At 70.4% G+C, this 23,194-nt stretch carries 24 protein-coding genes (1 of these 24 only partly in view); 18 read left to right on the forward strand and 6 right to left on the reverse strand.

Going from position 1 to position 23,194, the window contains the following annotated elements:
- Positions 1–6: 6 nt before the first annotated feature.
- The 12 genes from ACFZ8E_RS03160 to ACFZ8E_RS03215 all read left to right on the forward strand — a co-directional run bounded on the left by ACFZ8E_RS03160 (position 7) and on the right by ACFZ8E_RS03215 (position 10,935).
- Positions 7–2,262 carry a xanthine dehydrogenase family protein molybdopterin-binding subunit gene (locus ACFZ8E_RS03160; RefSeq protein ID WP_405042001.1) on the forward strand — a complete coding sequence of 752 codons (2,256 nt, stop codon included), beginning with the start codon at positions 7–9 and terminating at the stop codon, positions 2,260–2,262.
- Between the two features lie 210 nt (positions 2,263–2,472).
- Complete coding sequence (crcB, locus tag ACFZ8E_RS03165; protein WP_405042002.1) at positions 2,473–2,841, forward strand: fluoride efflux transporter CrcB; 369 nt, start codon at positions 2,473–2,475, stop codon at positions 2,839–2,841.
- 13 nt (positions 2,842–2,854) lie between these two features.
- The gene (locus tag ACFZ8E_RS03170) at positions 2,855–3,292 is read left to right on the forward strand and encodes an EamA family transporter (RefSeq protein WP_243937256.1); all 438 of its coding nucleotides are present in this window, start codon (positions 2,855–2,857) and stop codon (positions 3,290–3,292) included.
- 203 nt (positions 3,293–3,495) lie between these two features.
- A complete protein-coding gene (locus tag ACFZ8E_RS03175) occupies positions 3,496–3,642 on the forward strand; it encodes a hypothetical protein (RefSeq protein ID WP_243937254.1) in 147 nt (48 codons plus the stop codon).
- Entirely contained in the window at positions 3,639–3,959 is a 321-nt protein-coding gene (locus tag ACFZ8E_RS03180) for a hypothetical protein (RefSeq protein WP_147841997.1), read from the forward strand. The genes ACFZ8E_RS03175 and ACFZ8E_RS03180 overlap by 4 nt, the downstream gene beginning before the upstream one ends.
- A gap of 129 nt (positions 3,960–4,088) precedes the next feature.
- Positions 4,089–4,244 (forward strand): hypothetical protein, encoded by a 156-nt coding sequence (locus tag ACFZ8E_RS03185; RefSeq protein WP_187274828.1) that lies wholly within the window; start codon positions 4,089–4,091, stop codon positions 4,242–4,244.
- A gap of 268 nt (positions 4,245–4,512) precedes the next feature.
- Positions 4,513–5,850: an MFS transporter gene (locus ACFZ8E_RS03190; protein WP_147728166.1), complete on the forward strand. Its 1,338-nt coding sequence runs from the start codon at positions 4,513–4,515 to the stop codon at positions 5,848–5,850.
- 93 nt (positions 5,851–5,943) lie between these two features.
- Entirely contained in the window at positions 5,944–7,140 is a 1,197-nt protein-coding gene (gene cyoA, locus ACFZ8E_RS03195) for a ubiquinol oxidase subunit II (RefSeq protein ID WP_147841996.1), read from the forward strand.
- 43 nt (positions 7,141–7,183) lie between these two features.
- Positions 7,184–9,187 carry a cytochrome o ubiquinol oxidase subunit I gene (gene cyoB / locus ACFZ8E_RS03200; protein ID WP_405042003.1) on the forward strand — a complete coding sequence of 668 codons (2,004 nt, stop codon included), beginning with the start codon at positions 7,184–7,186 and terminating at the stop codon, positions 9,185–9,187.
- Positions 9,188–9,191: 4 nt separating this feature from the next.
- Positions 9,192–9,818, forward strand: a complete 627-nt coding sequence (cyoC, locus tag ACFZ8E_RS03205; RefSeq protein ID WP_147728169.1) for a cytochrome o ubiquinol oxidase subunit III — start codon at positions 9,192–9,194, stop codon at positions 9,816–9,818.
- Entirely contained in the window at positions 9,815–10,231 is a 417-nt protein-coding gene (gene cyoD / locus ACFZ8E_RS03210) for a cytochrome o ubiquinol oxidase subunit IV (protein ID WP_243937808.1), read from the forward strand. Before cyoC ends, cyoD begins: the two co-directional genes overlap by 4 nt.
- Positions 10,232–10,275: 44 nt before the next feature.
- Entirely contained in the window at positions 10,276–10,935 is a 660-nt protein-coding gene (locus ACFZ8E_RS03215) for an SURF1 family protein (RefSeq protein WP_405044320.1), read from the forward strand.
- A 346-nt stretch (positions 10,936–11,281) separates the two neighbouring features.
- Here ACFZ8E_RS03215 and ACFZ8E_RS03220 read toward each other — a convergent pair whose 3' ends face one another.
- On the reverse strand, positions 11,282–12,571 hold the full coding sequence (locus ACFZ8E_RS03220; protein ID WP_405042004.1) for a PQQ-dependent sugar dehydrogenase: 1,290 nt from the start codon (positions 12,569–12,571) through the stop codon (positions 11,282–11,284).
- A 297-nt stretch (positions 12,572–12,868) separates the two neighbouring features.
- Between ACFZ8E_RS03220 and trxA the strand changes: the two genes are divergently transcribed.
- Positions 12,869–13,198, forward strand: coding sequence for a thioredoxin (trxA, locus tag ACFZ8E_RS03225; protein WP_147751865.1), 330 nt, complete (start codon positions 12,869–12,871; stop codon positions 13,196–13,198).
- Between the two features lie 198 nt (positions 13,199–13,396).
- On the opposite strand, the gene ACFZ8E_RS03230 is transcribed toward trxA, so the two are convergent.
- The 4 genes from ACFZ8E_RS03230 to trpA form a co-directional block, all read right to left on the reverse strand.
- A complete protein-coding gene (locus ACFZ8E_RS03230; RefSeq protein ID WP_147728404.1) occupies positions 13,397–14,248 on the reverse strand; it encodes an outer membrane protein in 852 nt (283 codons plus the stop codon).
- A 167-nt stretch (positions 14,249–14,415) separates the two neighbouring features.
- Complete coding sequence (locus ACFZ8E_RS03235) at positions 14,416–15,741, reverse strand: folylpolyglutamate synthase/dihydrofolate synthase family protein (protein WP_147728403.1); 1,326 nt, start codon at positions 15,739–15,741, stop codon at positions 14,416–14,418.
- 14 nt (positions 15,742–15,755) lie between these two features.
- A complete protein-coding gene (gene accD / locus ACFZ8E_RS03240) occupies positions 15,756–16,667 on the reverse strand; it encodes an acetyl-CoA carboxylase, carboxyltransferase subunit beta (protein ID WP_147728406.1) in 912 nt (303 codons plus the stop codon).
- 106 nt (positions 16,668–16,773) lie between these two features.
- The gene (gene trpA, locus ACFZ8E_RS03245; protein ID WP_243937627.1) at positions 16,774–17,610 is read right to left on the reverse strand and encodes a tryptophan synthase subunit alpha; all 837 of its coding nucleotides are present in this window, start codon (positions 17,608–17,610) and stop codon (positions 16,774–16,776) included.
- 330 nt (positions 17,611–17,940) lie between these two features.
- Between trpA and ACFZ8E_RS03250 the strand changes: the two genes are divergently transcribed.
- The 5 genes from ACFZ8E_RS03250 (at position 17,941) to ACFZ8E_RS03270 (ending at position 23,018) form a co-directional block, all read left to right on the forward strand.
- Positions 17,941–18,486 carry a hypothetical protein gene (locus tag ACFZ8E_RS03250; protein WP_243945598.1) on the forward strand — a complete coding sequence of 182 codons (546 nt, stop codon included), beginning with the start codon at positions 17,941–17,943 and terminating at the stop codon, positions 18,484–18,486.
- A 166-nt stretch (positions 18,487–18,652) separates the two neighbouring features.
- Positions 18,653–19,501 (forward strand): oxidoreductase, encoded by an 849-nt coding sequence (locus ACFZ8E_RS03255; protein WP_243945600.1) that lies wholly within the window; start codon positions 18,653–18,655, stop codon positions 19,499–19,501.
- A 114-nt stretch (positions 19,502–19,615) separates the two neighbouring features.
- Complete coding sequence (locus tag ACFZ8E_RS03260; protein WP_405042005.1) at positions 19,616–21,640, forward strand: ATP-binding protein; 2,025 nt, start codon at positions 19,616–19,618, stop codon at positions 21,638–21,640.
- Between the two features lie 32 nt (positions 21,641–21,672).
- Positions 21,673–21,969, forward strand: a complete 297-nt coding sequence (locus tag ACFZ8E_RS03265) for a hypothetical protein (RefSeq protein WP_243945604.1) — start codon at positions 21,673–21,675, stop codon at positions 21,967–21,969.
- On the forward strand, positions 21,966–23,018 hold the full coding sequence (locus ACFZ8E_RS03270; RefSeq protein ID WP_243945606.1) for a glutamate--tRNA ligase family protein: 1,053 nt from the start codon (positions 21,966–21,968) through the stop codon (positions 23,016–23,018). The genes ACFZ8E_RS03265 and ACFZ8E_RS03270 overlap by 4 nt, the downstream gene beginning before the upstream one ends.
- A gap of 28 nt (positions 23,019–23,046) precedes the next feature.
- On the opposite strand, the gene ACFZ8E_RS03275 is transcribed toward ACFZ8E_RS03270, so the two are convergent.
- On the reverse strand, positions 23,047–23,194 hold the end of the coding sequence (locus tag ACFZ8E_RS03275; protein WP_243945616.1) for a M23 family metallopeptidase. The gene runs 1,925 nt beyond the window's last position; 148 of the gene's 2,073 nt are visible here — the last part of the coding sequence; the start codon falls outside the window, past its right edge; the stop codon is at positions 23,047–23,049.

Genomic DNA, 23,194 nt, shown 5'->3' on the forward strand with positions numbered 1-23,194 from the left:
CCCCCGATGACCCAGACCTTCTCCTCCACCGGCCGGGACACGTTCGTCGGCAGCGCCCGCAGTCGCGTCGACGGCCCCGCCAAGGTGACGGGCCTCGCCAAGTACGCGGGCGAGTTCGCCGCCCCCGACCTGCTGCACGGCTACGTGGTGTCGAGCGGCATCGCCAAGGGCCGGATCAGGACCATCGACACCGGCAAGGCCGAAGCCGTGCCCGGCGTCGTCAAGGTGTTGACCCACGAGAACCGCACCCGCACCGCCTGGCTCGACTACAATTACCAAGATCAGGTCGCGCCCCCCGGCTCGCCCTTCCGCGCCCTGTACGACGACAAGATCCACTACAGCGGCCAGCCGATCGCCCTGGTGGTGGCCGAGGATTTCGAGACGGCCCGCCACGCCGCGGCGCTGGTGGCGGTCGACTACGAGGTCGAGGAGCCGCTGACGGATCTCGAAGCCGCCAACGCCTTCGCTTACGAGCCGCCGATGCGGCGCAACGGCATCAAGCCACCGCCCAAGCCCTGGGGCGACGCGGATGCGGCGTTCGACGCCTCGGCGATCCAGCTCCAGCAGGAGTATCGCCTCGCCACCGAGCATCACAACCCGATGGAGCCCCACGCCTCGACGGTGATCTTCGAGGGCGACGGCAAGTACACGGTTTACGACAAGGTCCAGGGCGTCTCGAACAGCCATGCCTACCTCGCGAAGGTGTTCGGCATCGCCAAGGACGACCTGCGGGTGCTCAACCCCTATCTCGGCGGCGGCTTCGGCTCGGGCCTGCGCCCGCAATACCAGCTCTTCCTGGCGATGCTGGCCGCGCGCGACCTCGAGCGCTCGGTGCGCGTTGTGCTGACCCGCGACCAGATGTGGAGCATCACCTACCGGCCGGAGGCGCTGCAGACCATTAGCCTCGGGGCCGAGCGCGACGGCACGCTCCTGGCGCTGCGCCACGACGCGGTCGGCGCGACCTCGACCTTCGAGGACTACCAGGAGGTGGTCGTGAACTGGTCGGGCGTGATGTACCGCTGCGACAACGTCCTCTTGACCTACAAGATCGCCAAGCTCGACACCTACACCCCCGGCGACATGCGCGCGCCCGGCGCCGTCACCGGCGTCTTCGCGATCGAGACCGCCATGGACGAGCTCGCCTACGCGAGCGGCCTCGACCCGATCCAGCTCCGCCTGAAGAACTTCACAGAGGCCGACGCCACCGCCGAGAACAAGCCCTTCGGCTCGAAGGCGCTGAAGAGCTGCTTCTCGGAGGGCGCCGCGCGCTTCGGCTGGGACCGGCGCAACCCGGAGCCGCGCTCGATGCGCGAGGGCCGCGAGCTCGTCGGCTGGGGCATGGCCTCGGGCGTCTGGGAATCGATGATGATGCAGACGAGCGCCCGCGCCATCCTCACCCCCGACGGCAAGCTCGAGGTCGGCAACTCGACCGGCGACATCGGCACCGGCACCTACACGATCCTCACCCAGATCGCCGCCGACACCCTCGGCCTGACGATGGAGGACGTGACGACGAAGCTCGGCGACACCGCGCTGCCCGAGGCGCCGGTGGCGGGCGGCTCCTGGACCGCGGCCTCGTCCGGCACCGCCGTGATGAAGGCCTGCCGCGACGTCGGCGAGCAGGTGTTCAAGCTCGCCCGGCAGATGAAGGATTCGCCGCTGGCCAACGTCGACTTCGAGCGCGTCGCCTTCGCCGACGGGCGCATCGCGGTGGCGGGCGACCCCGCGCGCAGCGTCGCCCTGGTCGACGTCCTGCGGGCGGCCGGCGTCGACAAGGTCGAGGCCACGGCCAACGCCGCCCCCGACAAGGACTTCAACGCCAAGTACGAGGCCTACACCCACTCGGCGATCTTCGTGGAGGTGAAGGTGGACGAGGAGCTGGGCCAGGTCCGCGTCACCCGCGTCGTCTCGGCGATCGCGGCCGGAAAGGTGCTGAATCCCAAGACCGCGCGCAGCCAGATCCTCGGCGGCGTGGTGATGGGCATCGGCTCGGCGCTGGAGGAGGAGTCGATGATGGACGACCGCATCGGCCGCTTCATGAACCACAATCTCGGCGAGTATCACGTGCCGGTGAACGCCGACATCCACGACATCGACGTGATCTTCGTCGACGAGGAGGACAAGGCGAACCCGCTCGGCGTGAAGGGGCTCGGCGAGATCGGCATCGTCGGCACCGCGGCGGCGGTGGCCAACGCCGTGTTCCACGCCACCGGCAAGCGCATCCGCAACCTTCCGATCACGGTCGACAAGATCCTGGGCTAGCGGACCCGGCCCGAGCGACGTCCGCTCGGCGACGGTCCGGTCGAGACGGCCTCGGCCGCGGCACCCGCCGCGGCCGAGGCCGTTCGCCTGCGAGGAGATCGCGACGGGCCCCGGGCGCCCGTCCGAAGCCGGCGGCCCGGATGCGGGCCGTCGCCGCGGTCCCGAATGTGCTACGGCGCCCGCTCCGAATCCTCGGGCCGTGCGGTCGTCATGAACCTCCTCCTCGTCTTCGTCGGTGCCGGGATCGGCGGCGTGGCGCGCTACGGCGTCAGCACCGCGTCCCTGCGGCTCGGGTCGGGCTTTCCCTACGGCACCATGGCGATCAACATCGTCGGCTCGGTGCTGATGGGCCTGTTCACCGGCTGGTTCACCCTGCGGGGCGGCGGGCAGCCGCTGCGGCTGTTCATCGCCACCGGCGTGCTCGGCGGCTTCACCACCTTCTCGTCCTATTCGCTTGAGGCCGTGATGCTGCTGGAGCGCGGCCAGGCCGGCGCGGCGGCGATCTACATCGTCGGCTCGGTCGTGCTCGGCCTCGCCGGCCTGTTCGCCGGGCTGCTGCTGATGCGCGCGATCCTGTGACGGGCCCGGCGTGATGATGGCCTTGATGCAGTCCTGGCGCTTCTGGGCGCTGCTCTCGGCGGCCTTCGCCGCGCTCACCGCGATCCTGGCCAAGGTCGGCGTCGCCGGCGTGCCGTCGGACGTCGCCACCCTCGTCCGCACGGTGGTGATCCTCGGCCTCACGGCGGCGATCGTGGCCGTCACCGGCCAGGCGGCCGACCTCGCGCGGATCCCGGGGCGGAGCGCGGTCTTCCTCGTCCTGTCGGGGCTCGCCACCGGCGCCTCGTGGCTCTGCTACTTCCGCGCCCTGTCCCTGGGCGATGCCGCCCGCGTCGCCCCGATCGACAAGCTCAGCGTCGTGCTGGTGGCGATCTTCGGCGTGGTCCTGCTCGGCGAGACGCTGAGCCCGACCAACTGGCTCGGCGTGGCGCTGATCGCCGCCGGCGCCGTCCTGGTCGCGATCGGTGCATGACGGCCGCGGCGTACCATGGAATCGTTTCAACTATAAACTTCGATATCGCCCGACGAAGATTGAAATTACAACGTTTCCAATATTGTCGACGTCGCTTGATTGTCGATTTCCATCCCTGCTAGACCGTTCTCCGGCGATGTACTTCCGCCTTGCTCTCAAGGTGGCGTGCTCGCCGAGCGCTGGAGGCCGGAATGGGACGGGTGATGGACCTGATCGATGCCTGCGTGACGGTGGCGTGGTGGGACGGCTCGTGCCTCGGCCTGCGCCTGCACCGCCTGCCGGACCTGATCGACCACGTCGCGGCGGGCCCGCAGCCGAAGCGGGGGCGCCGCCTCGGAGGCCGCCGATGATCGCCGAATCGAATCGGTGCCGCTGCGACGAGACCCGCGGGCAGGCGGCGGTCGAGCAGGCGCTGACGCGGGCGTTCTGGCACGCCCTCGATGGTCAGGGCCTGTCGGTGATGGCCGCCCTCGAAGCCGCGTCGCGCACCATCGGCGTGCTCTACGGCCAGATCGCCGCGGCGCACGGCGCCGGCACGACCTGCACCTGCGGCTGGGTGCCCGACCCGGACACCGACCTGATCGTGCTGGAAGCGCATCTCGCCGCCGCCCTGCTTCAGCCGCGTGCGCCGGACCTCGCCCGGATGGAGGCCGCCGGCAGCGCCTGACGGCCCGACCCGCCCCGGCGCACGGCGCCCGCTGGCCTTCCCCCGGACAAGCCGGGCGGGCGGACGTTACGGTTCGCTTAACCCACCCGCGCGATCATCGCCCCCTGATGCGAGGTCGGAGCTCGGGCGATGGACGCATTCTACCACGGCCTCGAAACGTCGCTGCTGGCCTTCGGCTTCGCCCTGAGCGTCGCCGCCTTCGCGCTGCTCGCGAGCCCGCCCGCGCCCGCCGGCACGATCACGCTGCCGATGCTGACCGTCGACGTCCCGCAGAACGCCCGCTGATCCGGCTGCGTCGCGGCTCCTGCGTGACACGACGAAGACGTGGGACAGACGTGGTCATGCGTCCGGGACGGCTTGGACATGCCGGATTCAAGGGAGACCATCGCGCAGCCTTGCGCTATCAGCCGGGACAGCCCTGATCGGCCTGCGACTACGCGGCGGTGTCACCGACGGCCCTGAGCGGATACCTTCCGGTCGCGGTCCCGGCGCACGCCTCGCGTCGATCGCCGCACCGCGTCACCGTCGTCATCGAGCAAGCCGGCTGTCCGACATGATCCCTGAGCCCGCCCTGGCAAACTCCTCGCCCCTCGAGCGCGACGCGCACCTCGTCTCGACCGACCACAAGGTCGCGCCGGGAGAGATCGCGGCCGGCGTGGTGATCGGCCGGGCCTCGGAATATTTCGACTTCTTCGTCTACGGCATCGCCTCGGTGCTGGTATTCCCGAAGGTGTTCTTCTCGTTCGAGCCGGATGCGCTCACGGCCACGCTGTACTCCTTCGCGGTGTTCTCCCTCGCCTTCATCGCCCGGCCGATCGGCTCGGTGATCTTCATGGCCGTCGACCGGCGGCACGGCCGCGGCGTCAAGCTGACGATCGCGCTGTTCATGCTCGGCGGCGCCACCGCGGCGGTGAGCTTCCTGCCGAGCTACGCCAGCATCGGCCACGCCTCGATCTGGCTGCTGGCCGGCCTGCGCATCCTCCAGGGCCTCGCGCTCGGCGGCGCCTGGGACGGGCTCGCCTCGCTCCTGGCGCTGAACGCCCCGCGCGAGCGCCGCGGCTGGTTCGCGATGATCCCCCAGCTCGGCGCGCCCCTGGGCTTCATCGTCGCCAGCGCCCTGTTCTCGTTCTTCCTCGTCAACCTCGATTCGGCCGACTTCCTCGATTGGGGCTGGCGCTTCCCGTTCTACTGCGCCTTCACCATCAACGTCGTGGCGCTGTTCGCCCGCCTGCGGCTGGTGGCGACCGACGAGTTCGTCCGCCTGATGGAGAAGGGCCGGCTCGAGCCGGTGCCGGTGATCGAGGTGGTGCGCCACCATGCGGTGGACGTGTGGATCGGTGCCTTCGTGCCGCTGGCCGCCTTCGCGCTGTTCCACCTCGTGACGATCTTCCCGATCAGCTGGCTGACCCTGTTCACCGATCGCTCGCCCGGCGAGTTCCTGATCGTGCAGTGCTCGGGCGCCATCGTCTGCGCCGGCGCGGTCGCGGCCTCCGGGCTGATCGCCGACCAGATCGGCCGCCGCAACGCGCTGCTGCTCAGCTCCGGCCTGATCGCCGTCTTCGCCCTCGGCAGCATCATCGCGCCCCTGGTGTTCGGTGACAGCGCGATCGGCCAGACCATGTACGTCACCATCGGCTTCATGCTGATGGGCCTCGCCTACGGCCAGACCGCCGGCGCGGTGACGGCGCGGCTCGGCGCGCGCTACCGCTACACCGGCGCGGCGCTGACCTCGGATCTGGCGTGGCTGTTCGGCGCAGGCTTCGCCCCGCTGGTCGTCCTCTGGCTCTCGTCCCGCTACGGGCTGTGGATGGTCGGCCTCTACCTGCTCTCGGGTGCGGCGGCATCGCTCCTTGCCCTCACCCTCGACCGTTCCGAGATGCGTCAGATGTAGTCGGGAGGCCCGCGTCGTCCCTCACCCGTTCCGATACATGTTCGCGCCGAACGGCCCCAGGGCCCGCCGGCCAGGCAAACCGAGTTGATCGCCGTGGCACGCTCCGCCTCACCTTCCCGTCCCCCGGCCCGCACGGCCGCCCGGCTCCTGCGGGGCCTCTGCGCCGTGTCGCTCTCCGGGCTGCTCGCCGGCTGCAACCTCGTGGTGATGCAGCCCTCGGGCGACGTCGCCCTGCAGCAGCGGAACCTCGTCCTCGCCTCGGTCGGGTTGATGCTGCTGATCGTGCTCCCGGTGATCGCGCTGACGCTGATCTTCGCCTGGCGCTACCGGGCGACCAACGAGTCGGCCCCCTACGATCCGGACTGGCACCACTCGACCCAGCTCGAGGTGGTGATCTGGACGGCGCCGCTGCTGATCATCATCGCGCTCGGCGCGCTCACCTGGATCAGCACCCACACCCTCGACCCGTTCCGGGCGCTCCGGCGGATCGACTCCGCCCGCCCCGTGGCGGCCGGCGTAAAGCCGCTCGCCGTCGAGGTCGTCGCCCTCGATTGGAAGTGGCTGTTCTTCTACCCGGAATACGGGATCGCCACCGTCAACGAGCTCGCCGCCCCCGTCGACCGGCCGATCGACTTCAAGATCACCGCCTCCTCGGTGATGAACGCCTTCTACGTCCCCGCGCTGGCCGGGATGATCTACGCGATGCCCGGCATGCAGACGCAGCTCCACGCGGTGATCAACAAGCCGGGCGAGTATGCCGGCCTGTCCTCGCACTACAGCGGCACCGGCTTCTCGCGGATGACGTTCAAGTTCCACGGCCTCGACGATGCCGGGTTCGACGCCTGGGTCGCCAAGGCGAAGGCGCAGGGCTCCGACCTCACCCGCGAGGACTATCTCAAGCTCGAGAAGCCGAGCGAGGCCGAGCCGGTGAAGTACTACAAGTCCGTCGCCGACGGGCTGTTCGACACCATCGTCAACATGTGCGCCGTGCCGGGCAAGATGTGCATGAGCGAGATGATGACCATCGACGCCAAGGGCGGCGCCGGCAAGGACTCCACCGAGAACCGCGAGCGCCTCCGCTACGACAACCGCCACATCGAGCAGGGCGACGAGGCGCCGGGCGCCACAGCACCCGCGTCCGGCCGCACCCCGCACGGCCAGGAGCAGCCGCAGGGCATGAAGCCCGACGGCAACAACCCGCACGTCCACGAAAACGGAACGAAACCCGAGAACCAGATGCCGGCGCCGGAGCGGGACTCGGTCGCCCCGTCGCAGCTCAACAACAAGTAGGACCGGCGCCCCGCCGCCGAACCACCCTCAACGGATCGAACCCATGTTCTCCAATCCGGATCTCCAGAAGCTCGTCTTCGGACGGCTCTCGCTGGAAGACATCCCCTACCACGAGCCGATCCTTCAGGTGACCTTCGCCATGGTGGCGCTGGGTGGCCTCGTCGTGCTCGGCGCGATCACCTACTACCGCTTCTGGGGCCCGCTCTGGCGGGACTGGCTGACCTCGGTCGACCACAAGAAGATCGGCGTGATGTACATCGTGCTGGCCTTCGTCATGCTGCTGCGCGGCTTCGCCGACGCGCTGATGATGCGCGCCCAGCAGGCGGTCGCGTTCGGCGCCAACGAGGGCTACCTGCCGCCGCACCACTACGACCAGATCTTCACGGCGCACGGCGTGATCATGATCTTCTTCGTGGCGATGCCGTTCGTCACCGGCCTGATGAACTACGTCGTGCCGCTGCAGATTGGCGCCCGCGACGTGGCCTTCCCATTCCTCAACAACTTCAGCTTCTGGATGACGGTCTCGGGCGCCATGACGATCATGGCCTCGCTGTTCGTCGGCGAGTTCGCCCGCACCGGCTGGCTCGCCTATCCGCCGCTCTCGGGGGCGGACATGAGCCCGGGCGTCGGGGTCGATTACTACATCTGGGCGCTGCAGATCGCCGGCATCGGCACGCTGCTCTCGGGCATCAACTTGATCGCGACCATCGTGAAGATGCGCGCGCCGGGCATGACCATGATGAAGCTGCCGATCTTCGTCTGGACCTCGCTCTGCACCAACGTGCTGATCACGGCGGCCTTCCCGATCCTCACCGCCGTCCTCGCCCTGCTGTCGATGGACCGCTACGTCGGCACGCACTTCTTCACGAACGACCTCGGCGGCAACCCGATGATGTACTTCAACCTCATCTGGATCTGGGGCCACCCGGAGGTCTACATCCTCATCCTGCCGGCGTTCGGCATCTTCTCGGAGGTGACCTCGACTTTCTCCGGCAAGCGCCTGTTCGGCTACGCCTCGATGGTCTACGCGACCGTGGTCATCACCATCCTCTCGTACCTCGTCTGGCTGCACCACTTCTTCACGATGGGCTCCGGCGCCGACGTGAACTCGTTCTTCGGCATCACGACGATGATCATCTCGATCCCGACGGGCGCGAAGATCTTCAACTGGCTGTTCACGATGTATCGCGGCCGGATCCGGTTCGAGCTGCCGATGATGTGGACCGTGAGCTTCATGGTCACCTTCACCATCGGCGGCATGACCGGCGTGCTGCTTGCCGTGCCCCCGGCCGACTTCGTGCTGCACAACTCGCTGTTCCTGATCGCGCACTTCCACAACGTCATCATCGGCGGCGTGCTGTTCGGGAGCTTCGCCGGCGTGACCTACTGGTTCCCGAAGGCCTTCGGGTTCAAGCTGGACCCGTTCTGGGGGAAGATGTCGTTCTGGTTCTGGACGGTGGGGTTCTACTTCGCCTTCATGCCGCTCTACGTCCTCGGCCTGATGGGCGTGACGCGCCGCGCCAACCACTTCGACGATCCGTCGCTGCAGATCTGGTTCGTGATCGCCGCCTTCGGCGCGGTGCTGATCCTGCTCGGCATCCTGTCGATGATCGTCCAGTTCGTGGTCTCGATCCGCAACCGCGAGTCGCTGCGCGACCTCACGGGCGATCCCTGGAACGGCCGCACCCTCGAGTGGTCGACCGCCTCGCCGCCGCCGGACTACAACTTCGCCTTCACCCCGGTCATCCACGATCTCGACGCGTGGTCCGACATGAAGAAACGCGGCTACGAGCGCCCGCTCAAGGGCTACAAGCCGATCCACATGCCGAAGAACACCGCCACCGGCGTGATCCTCGGCGTGGTCTCGATCGGCTTCTCGTTCGCGATGATCTGGTACATCTGGTGGCTCGCGGCCGCGACCTTCGCGACGATGTTCCTCGTCACCGTGATCCACACCTTCAACTACAACCGCGAGTTCTACATCCCCGCCGCCGACGTGGTGCGGGCCGAGGGGCAGCGGACGAGCGTGATGGCGGGACGGGCCTGAGCCGATGATGCACACCGACACGGCCCCGCCGGGCACCGAGGCTCCGGCCTTCTACCTCGACGAGGACCACGCCCACGAGTCGAGCACCATGCTCGGCTTCTGGATGTACCTGATGAGCGATTGCCTCATCTTCGCGGTGCTGTTCGCCACCTACGGGGTTCTCGGCCGCAACTACGCGGCCGGGCCCTCGCCGCGCGACCTGTTCGAGCTGCCGCTCGTGGCGCTCAACACCTCGATGCTGCTCCTCTCCTCCATCACCTACGGCTTCGCCATGCTGGAGATGGAGAAGGACAACGTCCGGACGATGCAGGTCTGGCTCGCGATCACCGGCCTGTTCGGCGCGTGCTTCATCGGCATCGAGCTCTACGAGTTCGCCCACCTGATCCACGAGGGCGCGACGCCGCAGCGCTCGGCCTTCCTGTCCTCGTTCTTCGCCCTGGTCGGCACCCACGGCCTGCACGTCTCGCTCGGCATCGTCTGGCTGATCGTGCTGATGGTGCAGACCGCCCAGAAGGGGCTGATCGTCGAGAACAAGCGCCGGCTGATGTGCCTGTCGATGTTCTGGCACTTCCTCGACGTCGTCTGGATCGGCGTTTTCACCTTCGTGTACCTGATGGGAGTGCTGCAATGAGCTCGGCGACGGGGGCGGGGCACCACGCCGAACCGCACGGTCACGGTCACGGCCACGACGCGCACGGCCACCCGGCCGGGGCGCACGGCTCGTTCAAGAGCTACATGACCGGCTTCGTGCTCTCGGTGATCCTCACCGCGATCCCGTTCTGGCTGGTGATGAGCGACGTGCTCGGCAACGCCGTGCACACCAGCCTGATCATCATGGCCTTCGCAGTGGTGCAGATCGTGGTCCACATGATCTACTTCCTGCACATGAACACGAAGTCCGAGGGCGGATGGACGATCCTGGCCCTGATCTTCACGCTGACCCTCGTCGTGATCACGCTGACCGGCTCGATCTGGGTGATGTATCACCTGAACACCAACATGATGCCGACGTCGCCGCACGACCTGATGCACCACAAGCCCTGAGGACGTCCCGCCTCGGCCTGACGGCCTTCAACCTCGCGAGCGCGCTGGCGGTCGCGGGGCTCGTCGCCCTCGGGATCTGGCAGGTCGAGCGCCGGGCATGGAAGCTCGACCTGATCGCGCGGGTCGAGGCCCGAATCGGCGCGGCCCCGGTCCCGGCGCCCGGGCCGGCGGCGTGGCCGAGCGTGACCGAGGCCGCCGACGCCTACCGCCACGTCCGGGTGGCGGGCCGCTTCCGCCACGAGTCCACCACGCTGGTCCAGGCGGTGACGGTGCTCGGCGGCGGGTTCTGGGTGCTGACGCCGCTGGTCGCCGACGGCTTCACGGTGCTGGTGAACCGCGGCTTCGTCCCCTCCGATCGCCGCGATCCTGCCGGCTGGCGCCGGCCCGAGGGCGAGGTCGACGTCACCGGCCTGTTGCGCCTCACCGAACCCGGCGGCGCGTTCCTGCGCAGCAACGCGACCGCCGAGGATCGTTGGTATTCCCGCGATGTCGCCGCGATCGCTTCGGCCCGGGGGCTCTCCGGCGTCGCGCCCTACTTCATCGATGCCGATGCGTCGGCGGATGATCGCTTGCCCGTCGGCGGGCTGACGGTGGTCGCCTTCCACAACAACCACCTCGTCTACGCGCTGACCTGGTTCACCCTCGCCGCGATGACGCTGGGCGCCGCGATCTACGTGAACGTGGAGCGGCGGCGAGAGGGGTGAGGGGATCGTGCGCCGGACCGTCGTCCGTTGCCGCGCAGATCTGTCGCTGCTCATCGTTCAACGCGAGCGACCGGTCCGCATTCCCTCTCCCCGCTTGCGGGGAGAGGGCCGCGACGACCTCGTCGTCGTCGCGGCGAGGCGGAAGCCGACGGTGAGGGGGCTTCCGACGCGTGAGGCTTGTGCGGACGCGCCCCCCTCACCGCCGCTGCGGCTTCGCCTCCGCTTCCCGGCTGCACGACGGGGTGCAGCCGGGCCTCTCCCCGCGTGCGGGGAGAGGGGAAACCTGAGCCCTATCCGATGCCCCATCGGGCCGTTCGGTCAGCCGGCCTGCAACACGTTCGGCTGCTCAACCCGCGTTGGCCTTCGGCGTCAGCTTCAGGATCCGTCCGTCCAGGCCATCGGTGACGGCGTAGACCGCGCCGTCGGGGCCGACGCGCACGTCGCGGATGCGGGCGTCGAGGGGAACGCGCTCCTCGGTGACGACCTTGTCGCCGTCGCGCTTCAGCACCACGATCCCCTCGCTGACGAGGCCCCCGACGAGGAAGTCGTCCGTCCAAGCGGGAAACAGCGTGCCGGTGTAGAGCGCCATGCCCGACGGCCCGATCACCGGATCCCAGTAATAGACCGGCTGCACCGTGCCGGCGGCCTGGGTCACGCCCTCGCCGAGGGGCTCGCCGGAATACTCGATGCCGTAGGTCGCGACCGGCCATCCGTAGTTGAGGCCGGGCCGCGGACGGTTGAGCTCGTCGCCGCCGCGGGGCCCGTGCTCCACGGTCCAAAGCCGGCCCTGGCCGTCGAGCGCCGCCGCCTGGACGTTGCGGTGGCCGTAGGACCAGATCTCGGGCTTGGCCTTGTCGCTGCCGTAGAACGGGTTGTCCTTGGGGGCTTGGCCGTCGGCGTCGATGCGGAACACCTTGCCGAGGCCGCTGGCGAGGTCCTGGGCCTGGACGCGCGTCGCCTTGTCGGAGCGCTCGCCCACGGTGACGAACAGCTTGCCGTCGGCGGCGAAGACCAGGCGCGAGCCGAAATGCTTGTCGCCGTCGTAAGTCGGCATCTGCCGGAAGACGACCTTCACGTCGTCGAGCTTCGCCCCGCCCTCGCCGTCCTGGACGAGCTTGGCCTTCGCCACGGTGGTGCCGTTGCCCTTGTCGCGGGGCTCGCTGTAGCTGAAGAACACCAGCCCGTCGGTGGTGAAGCCGGGGCTCAGGGCGATGTCGAGCAGGCCGCCCTGGCCGCGCGCGTCTACCTTCGGCACGCCGGCGATCGCCGGGCCGACGGTGCCGTCCTTGGACACGATCCGGATTTTTCCGGCCTTCTCGGTGACGATCATCCGGCCGTCCGGCAGGAACTCCATCGCCCACGGGCTCGCCAGCCCCTTCGCGACCGTCGCGACCTCGACCTTCGTGGCGTCCGCCGGCTTCGGGGCGCGGGTCTGGTTCGGCAGCAGCGGCTTGTAGCCAGTGTTCGGCGGGGCGGTCTCGGCGGGGGTGTCGCCGGCGCTCTTCGCCGCGGGTGCGCTGAAGGCGTCGCCCTCGATGCGGGACGGCCGCTGGGCGGCGCTGTCCTCGGCGAAGGCACCCGGTGCCAGCGCGACCGCCGCCACGGTGGCGAGCGCGAGGGATCGGAAGCGCGGCACCTGCAAAAATCCTGTCACCGTCAAGAATCCTCCTGGATCGTCTCGGCCGCACGCGCGGCATCGGTCTGGCGTCCTCGGTCACATGGGGCGGGGGCGCCGCCAAAGCGAGCGCGGGACGGCCGGAGCCGCCGCGTCCGCTGCGCTGTGGACCGAATCGCCATGAACCGGGTGGGCAGCCGGCATGCGGTCCGGTCGACCGCCTTGACCGCAGCACGGCGGGTCGCCAATTCTTCCTTCACCGATCGGCGGGCGGCCTGCTGCAGGCGCTCGCGCGGTCCTTGAGAAGGGTATTTTCCGATGGCGACGGTGAAAGTGACCGACGCGAGCTTCGAGCAGGACGTCCTCAAGTCCGTCGAGCCCGTGGTTGTGGATTTCTGGGCGGAGTGGTGCGGTCCCTGCCGGCAGATCGGTCCGGCGCTCGAGGAGATCGCGTCCGACATGCAGGGCCGCGTGAAGATCGCGAAGGTGAACGTGGACGAGAATCCCGGTATCGCCTCGCAGTACGGCATCCGCTCGATCCCGACGCTGCTGCTGTTCAAGAACGGCGAGCGGGTCGACCAGAAGGTCGGCGCGGCGCCGAAGGGCGACCTGTCCCGCTGGATCAGCGCGCAGACCGCCAGCGCCTGACGCGGCGACCGATCAGGACGAGCCCGCCTCCTCACGGAGGCGGGCTTTTTCGTGCGCGTCGGTTTTCTCGGTGCGTCGACGGTGCGCGCAAAAAGAAAGCCCGGCCGTGAGGCCGGGCTTTCTCGCGTTTCGAAACCCAATTCGAATGATCGGAGCCGACCCCGGGCTCTGAGCGGCCCGTGGGTCGGAGGTCGGATCCTAGTAGGAGCCGAACTTGTAGTTCAGGCCGGCGCGGACGACGGCGAACTCGGTGTCGTTGCGGCGGGCGACGTAGCCCGGAGCGAAGAACACGGCGCCGGCGGCGTTGGTGGCGTAAGCGCCGTTCAGACGGTTGTTCTGATCGAGGTTCACGTAGAGGGCTTCGACCTTCACCGTCACGGCCGACGAGCGGAAGAAGTTCAGGAACGAGTCGGTCGGGAGGGCGTACTCGACGCCGCCGCCGGCGGTCCAGCCGGTCCGGAAATCGTCACGGCTGCTGTTCGGCAGGCCGAACTCGCGGCCACCGCCGGCGCCGTAGGCGAAGCCGCCGGTGCCGTAGAACAGGGCCTTGTCGACCGCGTAACCGATGCGGCCGCGCACGGTGCCGAAGAAGTCGAGGCTGGAGATGCCGTTCGGGCTGAACGCCTGGACGCCGGGCGCGAGGGCGAACCCGGGGGTGACGACGTAGCGGTTCCGGTTGCGACCGAAGTCGACGTACTGGGCGTCCGCCTCGATACCGATCACGACGCCGGAGCCCGGGGTGAACTGGTAGTTGTAGCCGACCTGGCCACCGCCGGTGAACCCGTCGGTGGAGTTCGAGCCGCCGAAGGCGATCTGGGTCGGGACGGCGGCCGCGACGGCGGTGCCCGGAGCCACGTTCACGACGGTCGCGCCGGAGCGGTCGTTCGCGTCGAAGCCGTAGCCGGCGTTGATGCCGAAGTAGAAACCGGTCCAGGTGAAGACCGGCACCGGCGTGAACACCGGCGGAGGCGCGCGGCGCGGCAGGTCGGCGGCCGAAGCGGCGGCGGTGAGCGCCGTGAAGGCGGCCAATGACGTCAGAAGCGTTTTCATGTTTTTTTGATCCCCAGCGTGTTGCCCGATCGATGCTGAGGATAAGTGATTTCCCACGGCCAAGATGTAACATCCGGGCCACAGCTGCCTGGTGTCTGCATTGTTGCAACGATCGCGTGTGCTGTGCAGCAAAATAAGTCTGAGGTTTACCGCAGATCAACGCAAGGTCACGTCGGCGGCGTGCCGTTGGCGGTCAGGACGGCGCCGACGAGGTAGAGCGAGCCGCAGATCAGGATCCGCGGCGGCTGCTCGAAGGCGATGTCGGCGACCATGGTCAGCGCCGCCTCGATGCTCGGCGCGATGCGCGCGCTGAGGCCGACCTGGGTCGCGATCTCCTCGACCTCCTCGGCGGGCCGCGCCGCCATCGATCCGGCGATCGGCACCGCGATCAGCGCGCGCGCCAGCCCGACGAAGTGGCGCAGGAAGCCCTCCGCGTCCTTGGTGCCGAGCAGGCCGACGATCAGGACCAGCGGCACGTCGCTGCGCTCGCCGAGGTCGGCCAGCGCCGTCGCGAGGATGCGTCCGCCGTCGATGTTGTGGCCGCCGTCGAGCCAGAGCTCGGAGCCGGGCGGCACCAGGGCCGCCAGCCGTCCGCGGGCGAGGCGCTGCATCCGGCCCGGCCAGTCGACGTTGCGCAGGCCGGCTTCCACCGCGCCGACGCCGATGTCGCCGAAGCCCGCCGCCCGCAAAGCCGCGATGGCGGTGCCGGCATTGGTGAACTGGTGGCGGCCGACGAGCTTGGGGCGCGGCAGGTCGAACAGGTCGGTCTCGTCCTGGTAGACGAGGCGGCCGCTGTCCTCGTGGACCGAGAAATCCTGGTTGCCGACCCAGACCGGCGTGGCGCCGACCGCCGCGGCGCGGCGGCACAGCACCGCGTCCGCCTCGGCGTAGTCCTGGGCCGCGATCACCGCCGGGCAGCCGCGCTTGAAGATGCCGGCCTTCTCGATCGCCACCAGCTCGACGGTGTCGCCGAGATACTCGGCGTGGTCGCGCCCGATCGGCGTGACGACCGCCGCCGCGACCGTGTCGATCACGTTGGTCGCGTCCACGCGGCCGCCCAAGCCCACCTCGAGCAGCAAGACGTCGGCCGGCGCCTCGGAGAACAGCAGCAGCGCCGCCGCAGTGGTGATCTCGAACACCGTGATCGGGTCGCCCGCGTTGGCGGCCTCGCAGCGCGCGAAGGCCTCGGCGAGCCGGTCCTCCGGGACGTAGTGGCCGCCGCCGATGCCGCCGAGCCGGATGCGCTCGTGGAAGCGCACGAGGTGGGGCGAGGTGTAGACGTGCGCGGCCAGGCCCCCGGCCTCCAGGATCGCCCGCATGAACGCGATGGTCGAGCCCTTGCCGTTGGTGCCGCCGACGTGGATCACCGGCGGCAGCCGGCGCTCGGGGTGGTTCAGGCGCGCGAGCAGGCTCTGGATTCGGCCGAGCGACAGGTCGATCGTGCGCGGGTGCAGGGCCAGGAATCGCGCCATCAGCGCATCGGAGGAATCCATGGGCGTGCGGCGCGTCAGGCGGGTTCGAGGATCGGTGCGGATGCGGCCGGCGCCGGCGCGGCGGGCGGGCTTACGTTCATCAGCAGGCCGCAGATCCGCACGATGGTGTCCTTCAGCGCGTGGCGGTGGACGACCTGATCGAGCATGCCATGCTCGAGCAGGTACTCGGCGCGCTGGAAGCCGTCGGGCAGCTTCTCCCGGATCGTCTGCTCGATGACGCGCGGGCCGGCGAAGCAGATCAGGGCGCCGGGCTCGGCCAGGTGCACGTCGCCGAGCATCGCGTAGGAGGCGGTGACGCCGCCGGTCGTCGGGTTGGTCAGCACGACGACGTAGGGAAGCCTTGCCGCGCGCAGGCGCCGGATCGCCACGGTGGTCCGCGGCATCTGCATCAGCGAGAGGATGCCCTCCTGCATCCGCGCGCCGCCCGAGGCCGCGAACATCACGTAGGGCGTGCGCTTCTCCAGCGCCGTCTCGGCGCCGCGGATGAAGGCCTCGCCCGCCGCCATCCCGAGCGAGCCGCCCATGAACGCGAAGTCCTGGACCGCCAGCGTCATCGGCTGGCCGCCGACCCGGCCGAACCCGACCTTGAACGCATCCTGCATCCCGGTCTTGGTGCGCGCCTCCTTGAGGCGGTCGGCGTAGCGCTTCTCGTCGCGGAACTTGAGCGGGTCGACGGCGACCTCCGGCAGCGGCACGTCGATCCAGGTGCCCTCGTCGAACATCATCTTGAGCCGCGCGCTCGCGCTCATCTTGAGATGGTGCTCGGAGCCGGGGATGACCCAGTGGTTCCCCTCGACTTCCTTGTGGAACACCATCTGCCCGGTATCCGGGCATTTCACCCAGAGGTTCTCGGGCGTCTCGCGCTTGAACAGGGTCTTGATCTTGGGGCGCACGACCTCCGAGATCCAGTTCATCGGTTCGACCATCATGAAGCGCCCGTCCGGTTCGATCGGGCCGACATCGTCGATCGGCCCCGCGTAGCTCAGGCTTGCATATCGGGGCCGGTGCCCCGGTTGACCAGCGCCCGCCGCCTCAGGCGGCGCGGGCCGAGGCCGAGCGCACCCCGGCGGCGAGCTCGCGCACCAGCGTCGAGACTGCCTCGACGCTGCCGCCGGTGGCCTGGCCCGCGCCGTCGAGCGTCCGATGCAGCGCGTCGACGAGCGCCGAGCCGACGACGACGCCGTCGGCGCCCTTGGCGATGGCCGCGGCATGCGCCCCGGTCCTCACGCCGAAGCCGACCACCACCGGCAAGGCCGTGTGGCGGCGGATGCGCCCGACCGCGGTGCCGACCGCGGCGAAATCCGGCGTCGCCGTCCCGGTGATGCCGTTGATCGACACGTAGTAGACGAAGCCCGCGGTGTTCGCGAGCACGGCCGGCAGGCGGCGCTCGTCGGTGGTCGGCGTCGCCAGCCGGATGAAGGCGAGGCCCTTGGCCAAAGCCGGCAGGCAGAGCTCGTCGTCCTCCTCCGGCGGCAGGTCGACCACGATCAGCCCGTCGATGCCGGCCGCCGACGCGTCGTCGAGGAAGCGCGCGACGCCGTAGGTGTGGATCGGGTTGAAGTATCCCATCAGGATCACCGGCGTCTCGGCGTTGCCGGCGCGGAACCGGCGCACGAGGTCGAGCGTCTTCGCCACGCCCTGGCCGGCCTTGAGCGCCCGCAGGCCCGCGGCCTGGATCGCCGGGCCGTCGGCCATCGGGTCGGTGAAGGGAAGGCCGAACTCGACGATGTCGGCGCCCGACGCCGGCAGCGCCTCCAGCACCTTCAGCGAGGTCTCGGGATCGGGATCGCCCGCCATCACGTAGGTCACGAGGGCGGCGCGGCCTTCCGCGCGGCAGCGGGCGAAGGTGGCGTCGATGCGGGCGGCCATGGTGCCTGTCCGTTCCTGGTGTCGAAGAAGGAGATCGCGAAGGGATCGAGGAGCGATCGAGGGTTGGCGGACGGGATCGCCCGAGGGATTGGTGCCGCGCCTACACCATCGGCGGCGGCCCGTGAAGCGGAGGCGGTTTGGCGGCCCGTCCTCGCGTGCGCGAGGCGGCCGGGTGCGCATGCCTCGAAAGCGGGCATGGACGTTCGCGCGCCAGCCGCCTATTGTGCAGGCAGGCGGGAATACTTTGCACACTATTGTGGCAGATCAAGAAAAACCCTAGGTCTCGAATCACGGTCGCCAAAGATCGACAATCGAATCCGAGGACACGCCATGACCAATCCTTCCGAGATCAAGAACCGCTTCCACGCCAGCCTCGAGGCCTCCGAGGCCCGCGAGAACGGCTTCCGCAGCCGTCTGCTCGCCGAGGGCGCGCGCGCGCTCCAGCCGGTGCTCGGCGTCCTGACCCTGATGTCGGAGGTGCTCGACGAGCGCGACAACGTGCACGGCAGCATCACCGGCCTGGATTGCGCGATCGACAGGGAAGACTTCGTCACCCTGCGCGCGGTCCTCAGCGGCACCTCGCAGCCCGAGCAGCGGATCGTCATCAAGTACGGCCCCGAGCTCGGCGGCCGCAACCTGATCTCGGTTTCCGGCATCGGCCAGGCCTACGCCGAGAAGCTCGTCGCCAAGACCCATTGCGCCGCGAGCCTCGGCCGCTCGGTCGGCAGCGACCTGCAGCTCGACGTCGCCCGCGCCGAGGACCTCGCCGAGGTCGTGCGCGAGATGGTCGAGGCCTACTTCGTCGGCCAGGCCCAGGTGCCGGTGCAGCACCATGCCGGCGCCATCGAGGGCCACGCCCGCTACGCCGTGCAGTGATCCCGCGCCGCAAGGCCCGCCCGACCTCCGCTCCGGCGACGGTTCCCCCGTCGCCGGAGCGTCGGCGCGTCCTATCTGCGTGACGACGCAGCGTGTCCCGGCCCCTGCCGGACCCGCGACTCCCTCACGCATCGCCCCGGTTCTCAGGGCGCACGGGACGCTCCGCATGGCTTCCATGATCACCCCCGTCTGGTTCATCACCGGCTGCTCCACCGGCTTCGGCCGGGACCTCGCCCGCGCCGTGCTCGCCCGCGGCTGGCGCGCGGTGGTGACGGCCCGCGACCTCGGCCGCGTCGCCGACCTCGCCGAATCGTCCGGCGACCGCGCCCACGCGCTCGCCCTCGACGTCACCGACCAGGGCCAGGTCGACGCCGCGGTCGCAGCCGCCCACGCGGCGTTCGGCCAGGTCGACGTGCTCGTGAACAATGCCGGCTACGGCTACCAGGCCTCGGTGGAGGAGGGGGTCGAGGCCGAGATCCGCGCGCAGTTCGACGCCAACGTGTTCGGCCTGTTCGCGCTGACCCGCGCGGTGCTGCCCGGGATGCGGGCGCGGCGCAGCGGCCGCATCCTCAACATCACCTCGGTGGCCGGCTTCATCGGGTTTCCCGCGTCCGGCTACTATTCGGCGAGCAAGCACGCGGTCGAGGGCTGGTCGGACGCGCTCGCCGCCGAGACCGCGCCGCTCGGCATCAAGGTGACCTGCATCGAGCCGGGCCCGTTCCGCACCGACTGGGCCGGGCGCTCGCTGAAGCAGACGCCGAGCGCGATCGCCGATTACGCCGAGACCGCCGGCGCCCGCCTCACGGCTACGTCCGAGAAGAGCGGCACCCAGGCCGGCGATCCGGCCCGCGCCGCGGAGGCGATGATCCATGTCGCCGAGATCGAAGATCCGCCGCGCCACCTCGTCCTCGGCGCCTGGGGCTACGATGCGGTGACCGCGAAGCTGAAGGCGCGGCTCGCCGAGATCGAGGCCTGGCGCGAGACCAGCCTCGGGGCGGATTTCCCGGAGGGCTGACGCGGTCTCGCGTCCATTGGCGCAACCTCCGGTTAAGCGCCCTTGCAAACCCATCGTTCAGCCTCTGCTGCGATGGTCGCTCCGCCCGGACGCGTCACGCCGGGGGAGATCCGCATGGACCCCAGGGACCTCGTCGTCGCGCTCGCGCTCCTCGTCGCCATCGCCAGCCTCGCCTTCGCCTGGGCGCGGCGCGGGCGGGCGGGCGCCCTGGACGACGCCGAAGACCTCCACGACCGGATCTGGCAGGTCTCCGAGAGCGAGGACCGCTACCGCGCCCTGGTCGAGGCCACGACCGACGTGATCGTCCAGCGCGACGCGGCCGGCCGCATCACCTTCGCCAACGAAGGCTACGCCGCGCTGTTCGACCGGACGCCGCTCGCGATGATCGGCGCGACCCTCGATCTCCAGGTGCTCGAGACCGCCGGCGCCGAGACCGGCCCGGACGGCGTGCGCCGGAGCGAGGCGCGGGTGATGCCGGCCGACGGCGTGCCGCGCTGGTTCGCCTTCGTCGAGGTGCCCGTCGCCCGCGGATCCGAGCCGATCCAGTGGCTGCGGGCCGGCCGCGACGTCACCGGCCGGGTCGAATCGGCCCGCGCCCTTGACGTGGCGCTGTCGCGCGCCGAATCGGCGAGCGTCGCCAAATCGCGCTTCCTCGCCACCGTCAGCCACGAGTTCCGCACGCCGCTCAACGGCATCCTCGGCATGGCCGACCTCGTCCTCGACACGAGCCTCGACGGCGAGCAGCGCACCTACGTCCAGGCGGTGCGCACCAGCGGGCAGGCGCTGCTGGCGCTGATCGACGGCATCCTCGACTTCTCCCGCATCGAGGCCGGCCGCATCGACCTCGCCGCCGAGCCGTTCGACGTCTCCGCCACCGCCGAGGCGGTGGTCGAGCTGCTGGCGCCGCGCGCCCAGGACAAGGGCATCGAAATCGCCCTCGACGTCGCCGACGGCGTGCCGGGCCTGGTGATCGGCGACGGCGACCGGGTGCGGCAGATCCTGGTCAACCTCGTCGGCAACGCGGTGAAGTTCACGCAGGGCGGCGGCGTCGGCGTCAGCGTGGCGCAGGCCGACGGCGCGATCGTGCTCGCGGTCGCCGATACCGGGCCGGGCATCGCCGACGACCGGGTCGGATCGCTGTTCGAGGAGTTCGAGCAGGGCGACGGCAGCGCCAGCCGCAGCCACGAGGGCACCGGCCTCGGCCTCGCCATCACCCGCCGCCTCGTCCTGCGGATGGGCGGGCGGATCGAGGCGGAATCGAAGCTCGGGCGCGGCTCGACCTTCCGCGTCGTGCTGCCGCTGCCGGCGGCCGAGCATCAGCCCGCCGCCGTGCCGCGCCCGGTGCTCGCCGCGCGCAAGGTGCTGATCGTCGCTGATTCGCCGTTCCAGGCCCCGTTCCTCGCGCGCAACCTCGCGCGCACCGGCGCGTCCGCGGTGGTGATGCCGAACCTCAAGGACGGGCTCGATGCGCTCGCCGGCGTCGGCTTCGACGCGGTGATCGCCGACCGCGCGCTCGGCGACGACGCCGTGCGGCGCCTCGCCGACCAGGCCAAGGCCTGCGGCGTGCGCTGCAGCCTCGTCCTGCTCTCGCCGTTCGACCGGCGCGAATTCGGCGCGCCGAATGCGGCCGGGTTCGACACCTACCTGATCAAGCCGGTGCGCGCCCGCTCGCTGTTCGACCGCCTGCTCGCGCCCACCCCGCCGGCCGAGCCCGCGCCCGAAGCGGCCAACGCCGCGCCCGTGCGCGCGGGCACGGGCCTGCGCGTGCTGCTGGCCGAGGACAACCCGATCAACGCGCTCCTGGCGACCAAGGCCCTGGAGCGCCTCGGCGCCGAGGTGGTGCACGCGGCCGACGGGCTCGAGGCCCTGGCCCGCCTCGCGGAGGGCGGCACGTTCGACCTCGCCCTGATCGACATCCGCATGCCGAATTGCGACGGCCACGAGACCGCCCGCCGCATCCGCGCCGTCGAAGCCCGCGGCAAGGGCGGCCGGCTCCACCTGGTCGCGCTGACCGCCAACGCGGGCCGCGAGGACGAGAAGGCCGCGCGCCGGGCCGGCTTCGACGGGTTCCTGGCTAAGCCCCTCGACCTCAAGCTCCTGCCCGGCCTGCTCGAGCGGCGCGTCGCGCGGGCGGCTTGACGGACGCGTCCCCCCGCGCGAACACCGTCGTCATGCCTTCCGACACGCCCGCCAACCTGCCCGCCGACCCGCACCCGACGTCCCGCGACCCCGGCGGCCTGGCCGCCTGGGGCATCGCCGCCCTCGTCGCGGCGACGGTGCTGCTCGGCGTGCTCCTGCCCAACCGCGCCCCCCACGGCCCGGCCTCGCCGGCCGACGACGCGACCTGCGCCGAATGGGGCGACGGCTGCCGCGTCTGCCGGCGGCTCGCCGACGGGCCGGCCTGCTCGCTGCCGGGCATCGCCTGCACGCCCGGCCCGCTGCAGTGCCTGCATCGCGTCGGCGGTTGAGGCCGGACGCCGAGTCGCGGCCCGTCTTCCGCTTCGCCCCGAGCCCGAACGGCCGGCTGCATCTCGGCCACGCCTATTCCGCGCTGCTCAACGCCGCGCTCGCGTCCCGCACCGGCGGGCGCCTGCTGCTGCGGATCGAGGACATCGACCCGACCCGCTCGCGACCCGAGCTGATCGACGCGATCGGCGCCGACCTCGCCTGGCTCGGGCTCGTCTTCGACCCACCCGTCCGCCGCCAGTCGCAGCACATGCCGGACTATCGCGCCGCCCGCGACGGGCTGATCGCGCGGGGCCTGGCCTATCCCTGCTTCTGCACCCGCGGCGACATCCGTGCCGCCGCCGGCGGCAATGCCGCGCGCGACCCGGACGGCGCGCCGCTCTATCCCGGCACCTGCCGGGCGCTCGATCCTGAGACCGCCGCCGCCCGCCGCGCCGCCGGTGAGCCGCACGCCTGGCGGCTCGACATGGCCCGGGCGATCGGGCAGGCGCCGGGCCCCCATGTTTATACGAACCTGGCGCTTCTCCCTCCCCCCGACGGATCTCAGGCTTGCCCGGGATCCGCACCTTGCGTGCCCAAGTCGGGCAGGACCGACTTGGGTGCGGGGGAGGGTGGGCCTCGCGTCGGCGAGGGTCGGGAGAGGGGAGCGCCCTTTCAGGCATCGTCGCTTCCCTCTCCCGACCCGCTTCAGGGGGGAGGGGAGGGCGCGTTTCACGAGATGGTCCGGGTCGTTGATCCCGCCCGCTGGGGCGATGCCGTGATCGCCCGCCGCGACGTGCCGACGAGCTACCACCTCGCCGTCGTGGTCGACGACGCGCATCAGGGCGTCACCCACGTGGTCCGCGGCCGCGACCTCGAGGCGGCGACAGACCTGCACGTCCTGCTCCAGGGGCTGCTCGGCCTTCCGACCCCGCGCTACCACCATCACGCCCTGGTCCTCGGCCCGGACGGGGGCAAGCTCGCGAAGTCGAAGGGCTCGGAAAGCCTCGCCGACCGTCGCGCGCGGGGCGAAACACCGGAGACGATCCGCGCGGCGCTCGGCTTCGCCTGAAGCGCCGGCTCGCTGCGGGAAGGCCGCCTCAGCGCACCGCCGCGTCGCGCTGCGCCATCGCGGTGGCGCTCTTCGACTTCTGCATCACCGCGTCGATCTGCTCGCGCTGGCGCTTGAACTCGGCGAGCATCCGCCCGTCGAGCTCGCGCCCGCGCGGCACGCGGATCTTCATCGGG

The organism is Methylobacterium sp. HMF5984 (assembly GCF_045033435.1).
In the GTDB taxonomy this organism is placed as follows: Bacteria; Pseudomonadota; Alphaproteobacteria; order Rhizobiales; family Beijerinckiaceae; genus Methylobacterium.

Bases quoted from the DNA above. Each gene is read 5' to 3' on its own strand.
- ACFZ8E_RS03255 (WP_243945600.1), top strand. From the start codon at position 18,653: ATGGCTTCCATGATCACCCCCGTCTGGTTCATCACCGGCTGCTCCACC.
- cyoD (WP_243937808.1), top strand. From the start codon at position 9,815: ATGAGCTCGGCGACGGGGGCGGGGCACCACGCCGAACCGCACGGTCAC.
- ACFZ8E_RS03235 (WP_147728403.1), bottom strand. From the start codon at position 15,741: ATGGATTCCTCCGATGCGCTGATGGCGCGATTCCTGGCCCTGCACCCG.
- ACFZ8E_RS03180 (WP_147841997.1), top strand. From the start codon at position 3,639: ATGATCGCCGAATCGAATCGGTGCCGCTGCGACGAGACCCGCGGGCAG.
- crcB (WP_405042002.1), top strand. From the start codon at position 2,473: ATGAACCTCCTCCTCGTCTTCGTCGGTGCCGGGATCGGCGGCGTGGCG.
- ACFZ8E_RS03250 (WP_243945598.1), top strand. From the start codon at position 17,941: ATGACCAATCCTTCCGAGATCAAGAACCGCTTCCACGCCAGCCTCGAG.
- trpA (WP_243937627.1), bottom strand. From the start codon at position 17,610: ATGGCCGCCCGCATCGACGCCACCTTCGCCCGCTGCCGCGCGGAAGGC.
- accD (WP_147728406.1), bottom strand. From the start codon at position 16,667: ATGGTCGAACCGATGAACTGGATCTCGGAGGTCGTGCGCCCCAAGATC.
- cyoC (WP_147728169.1), top strand. From the start codon at position 9,192: ATGATGCACACCGACACGGCCCCGCCGGGCACCGAGGCTCCGGCCTTC.
- cyoB (WP_405042003.1), top strand. From the start codon at position 7,184: ATGTTCTCCAATCCGGATCTCCAGAAGCTCGTCTTCGGACGGCTCTCG.
- ACFZ8E_RS03265 (WP_243945604.1), top strand. From the start codon at position 21,673: ATGCCTTCCGACACGCCCGCCAACCTGCCCGCCGACCCGCACCCGACG.
- ACFZ8E_RS03190 (WP_147728166.1), top strand. From the start codon at position 4,513: ATGATCCCTGAGCCCGCCCTGGCAAACTCCTCGCCCCTCGAGCGCGAC.
- trxA (WP_147751865.1), top strand. From the start codon at position 12,869: ATGGCGACGGTGAAAGTGACCGACGCGAGCTTCGAGCAGGACGTCCTC.
- ACFZ8E_RS03175 (WP_243937254.1), top strand. From the start codon at position 3,496: ATGGACCTGATCGATGCCTGCGTGACGGTGGCGTGGTGGGACGGCTCG.
- ACFZ8E_RS03170 (WP_243937256.1), top strand. From the start codon at position 2,855: ATGATGGCCTTGATGCAGTCCTGGCGCTTCTGGGCGCTGCTCTCGGCG.
- ACFZ8E_RS03260 (WP_405042005.1), top strand. From the start codon at position 19,616: ATGGACCCCAGGGACCTCGTCGTCGCGCTCGCGCTCCTCGTCGCCATC.
- ACFZ8E_RS03185 (WP_187274828.1), top strand. From the start codon at position 4,089: ATGGACGCATTCTACCACGGCCTCGAAACGTCGCTGCTGGCCTTCGGC.
- ACFZ8E_RS03230 (WP_147728404.1), bottom strand. From the start codon at position 14,248: ATGAAAACGCTTCTGACGTCATTGGCCGCCTTCACGGCGCTCACCGCC.
- ACFZ8E_RS03160 (WP_405042001.1), top strand. From the start codon at position 7: ATGACCCAGACCTTCTCCTCCACCGGCCGGGACACGTTCGTCGGCAGC.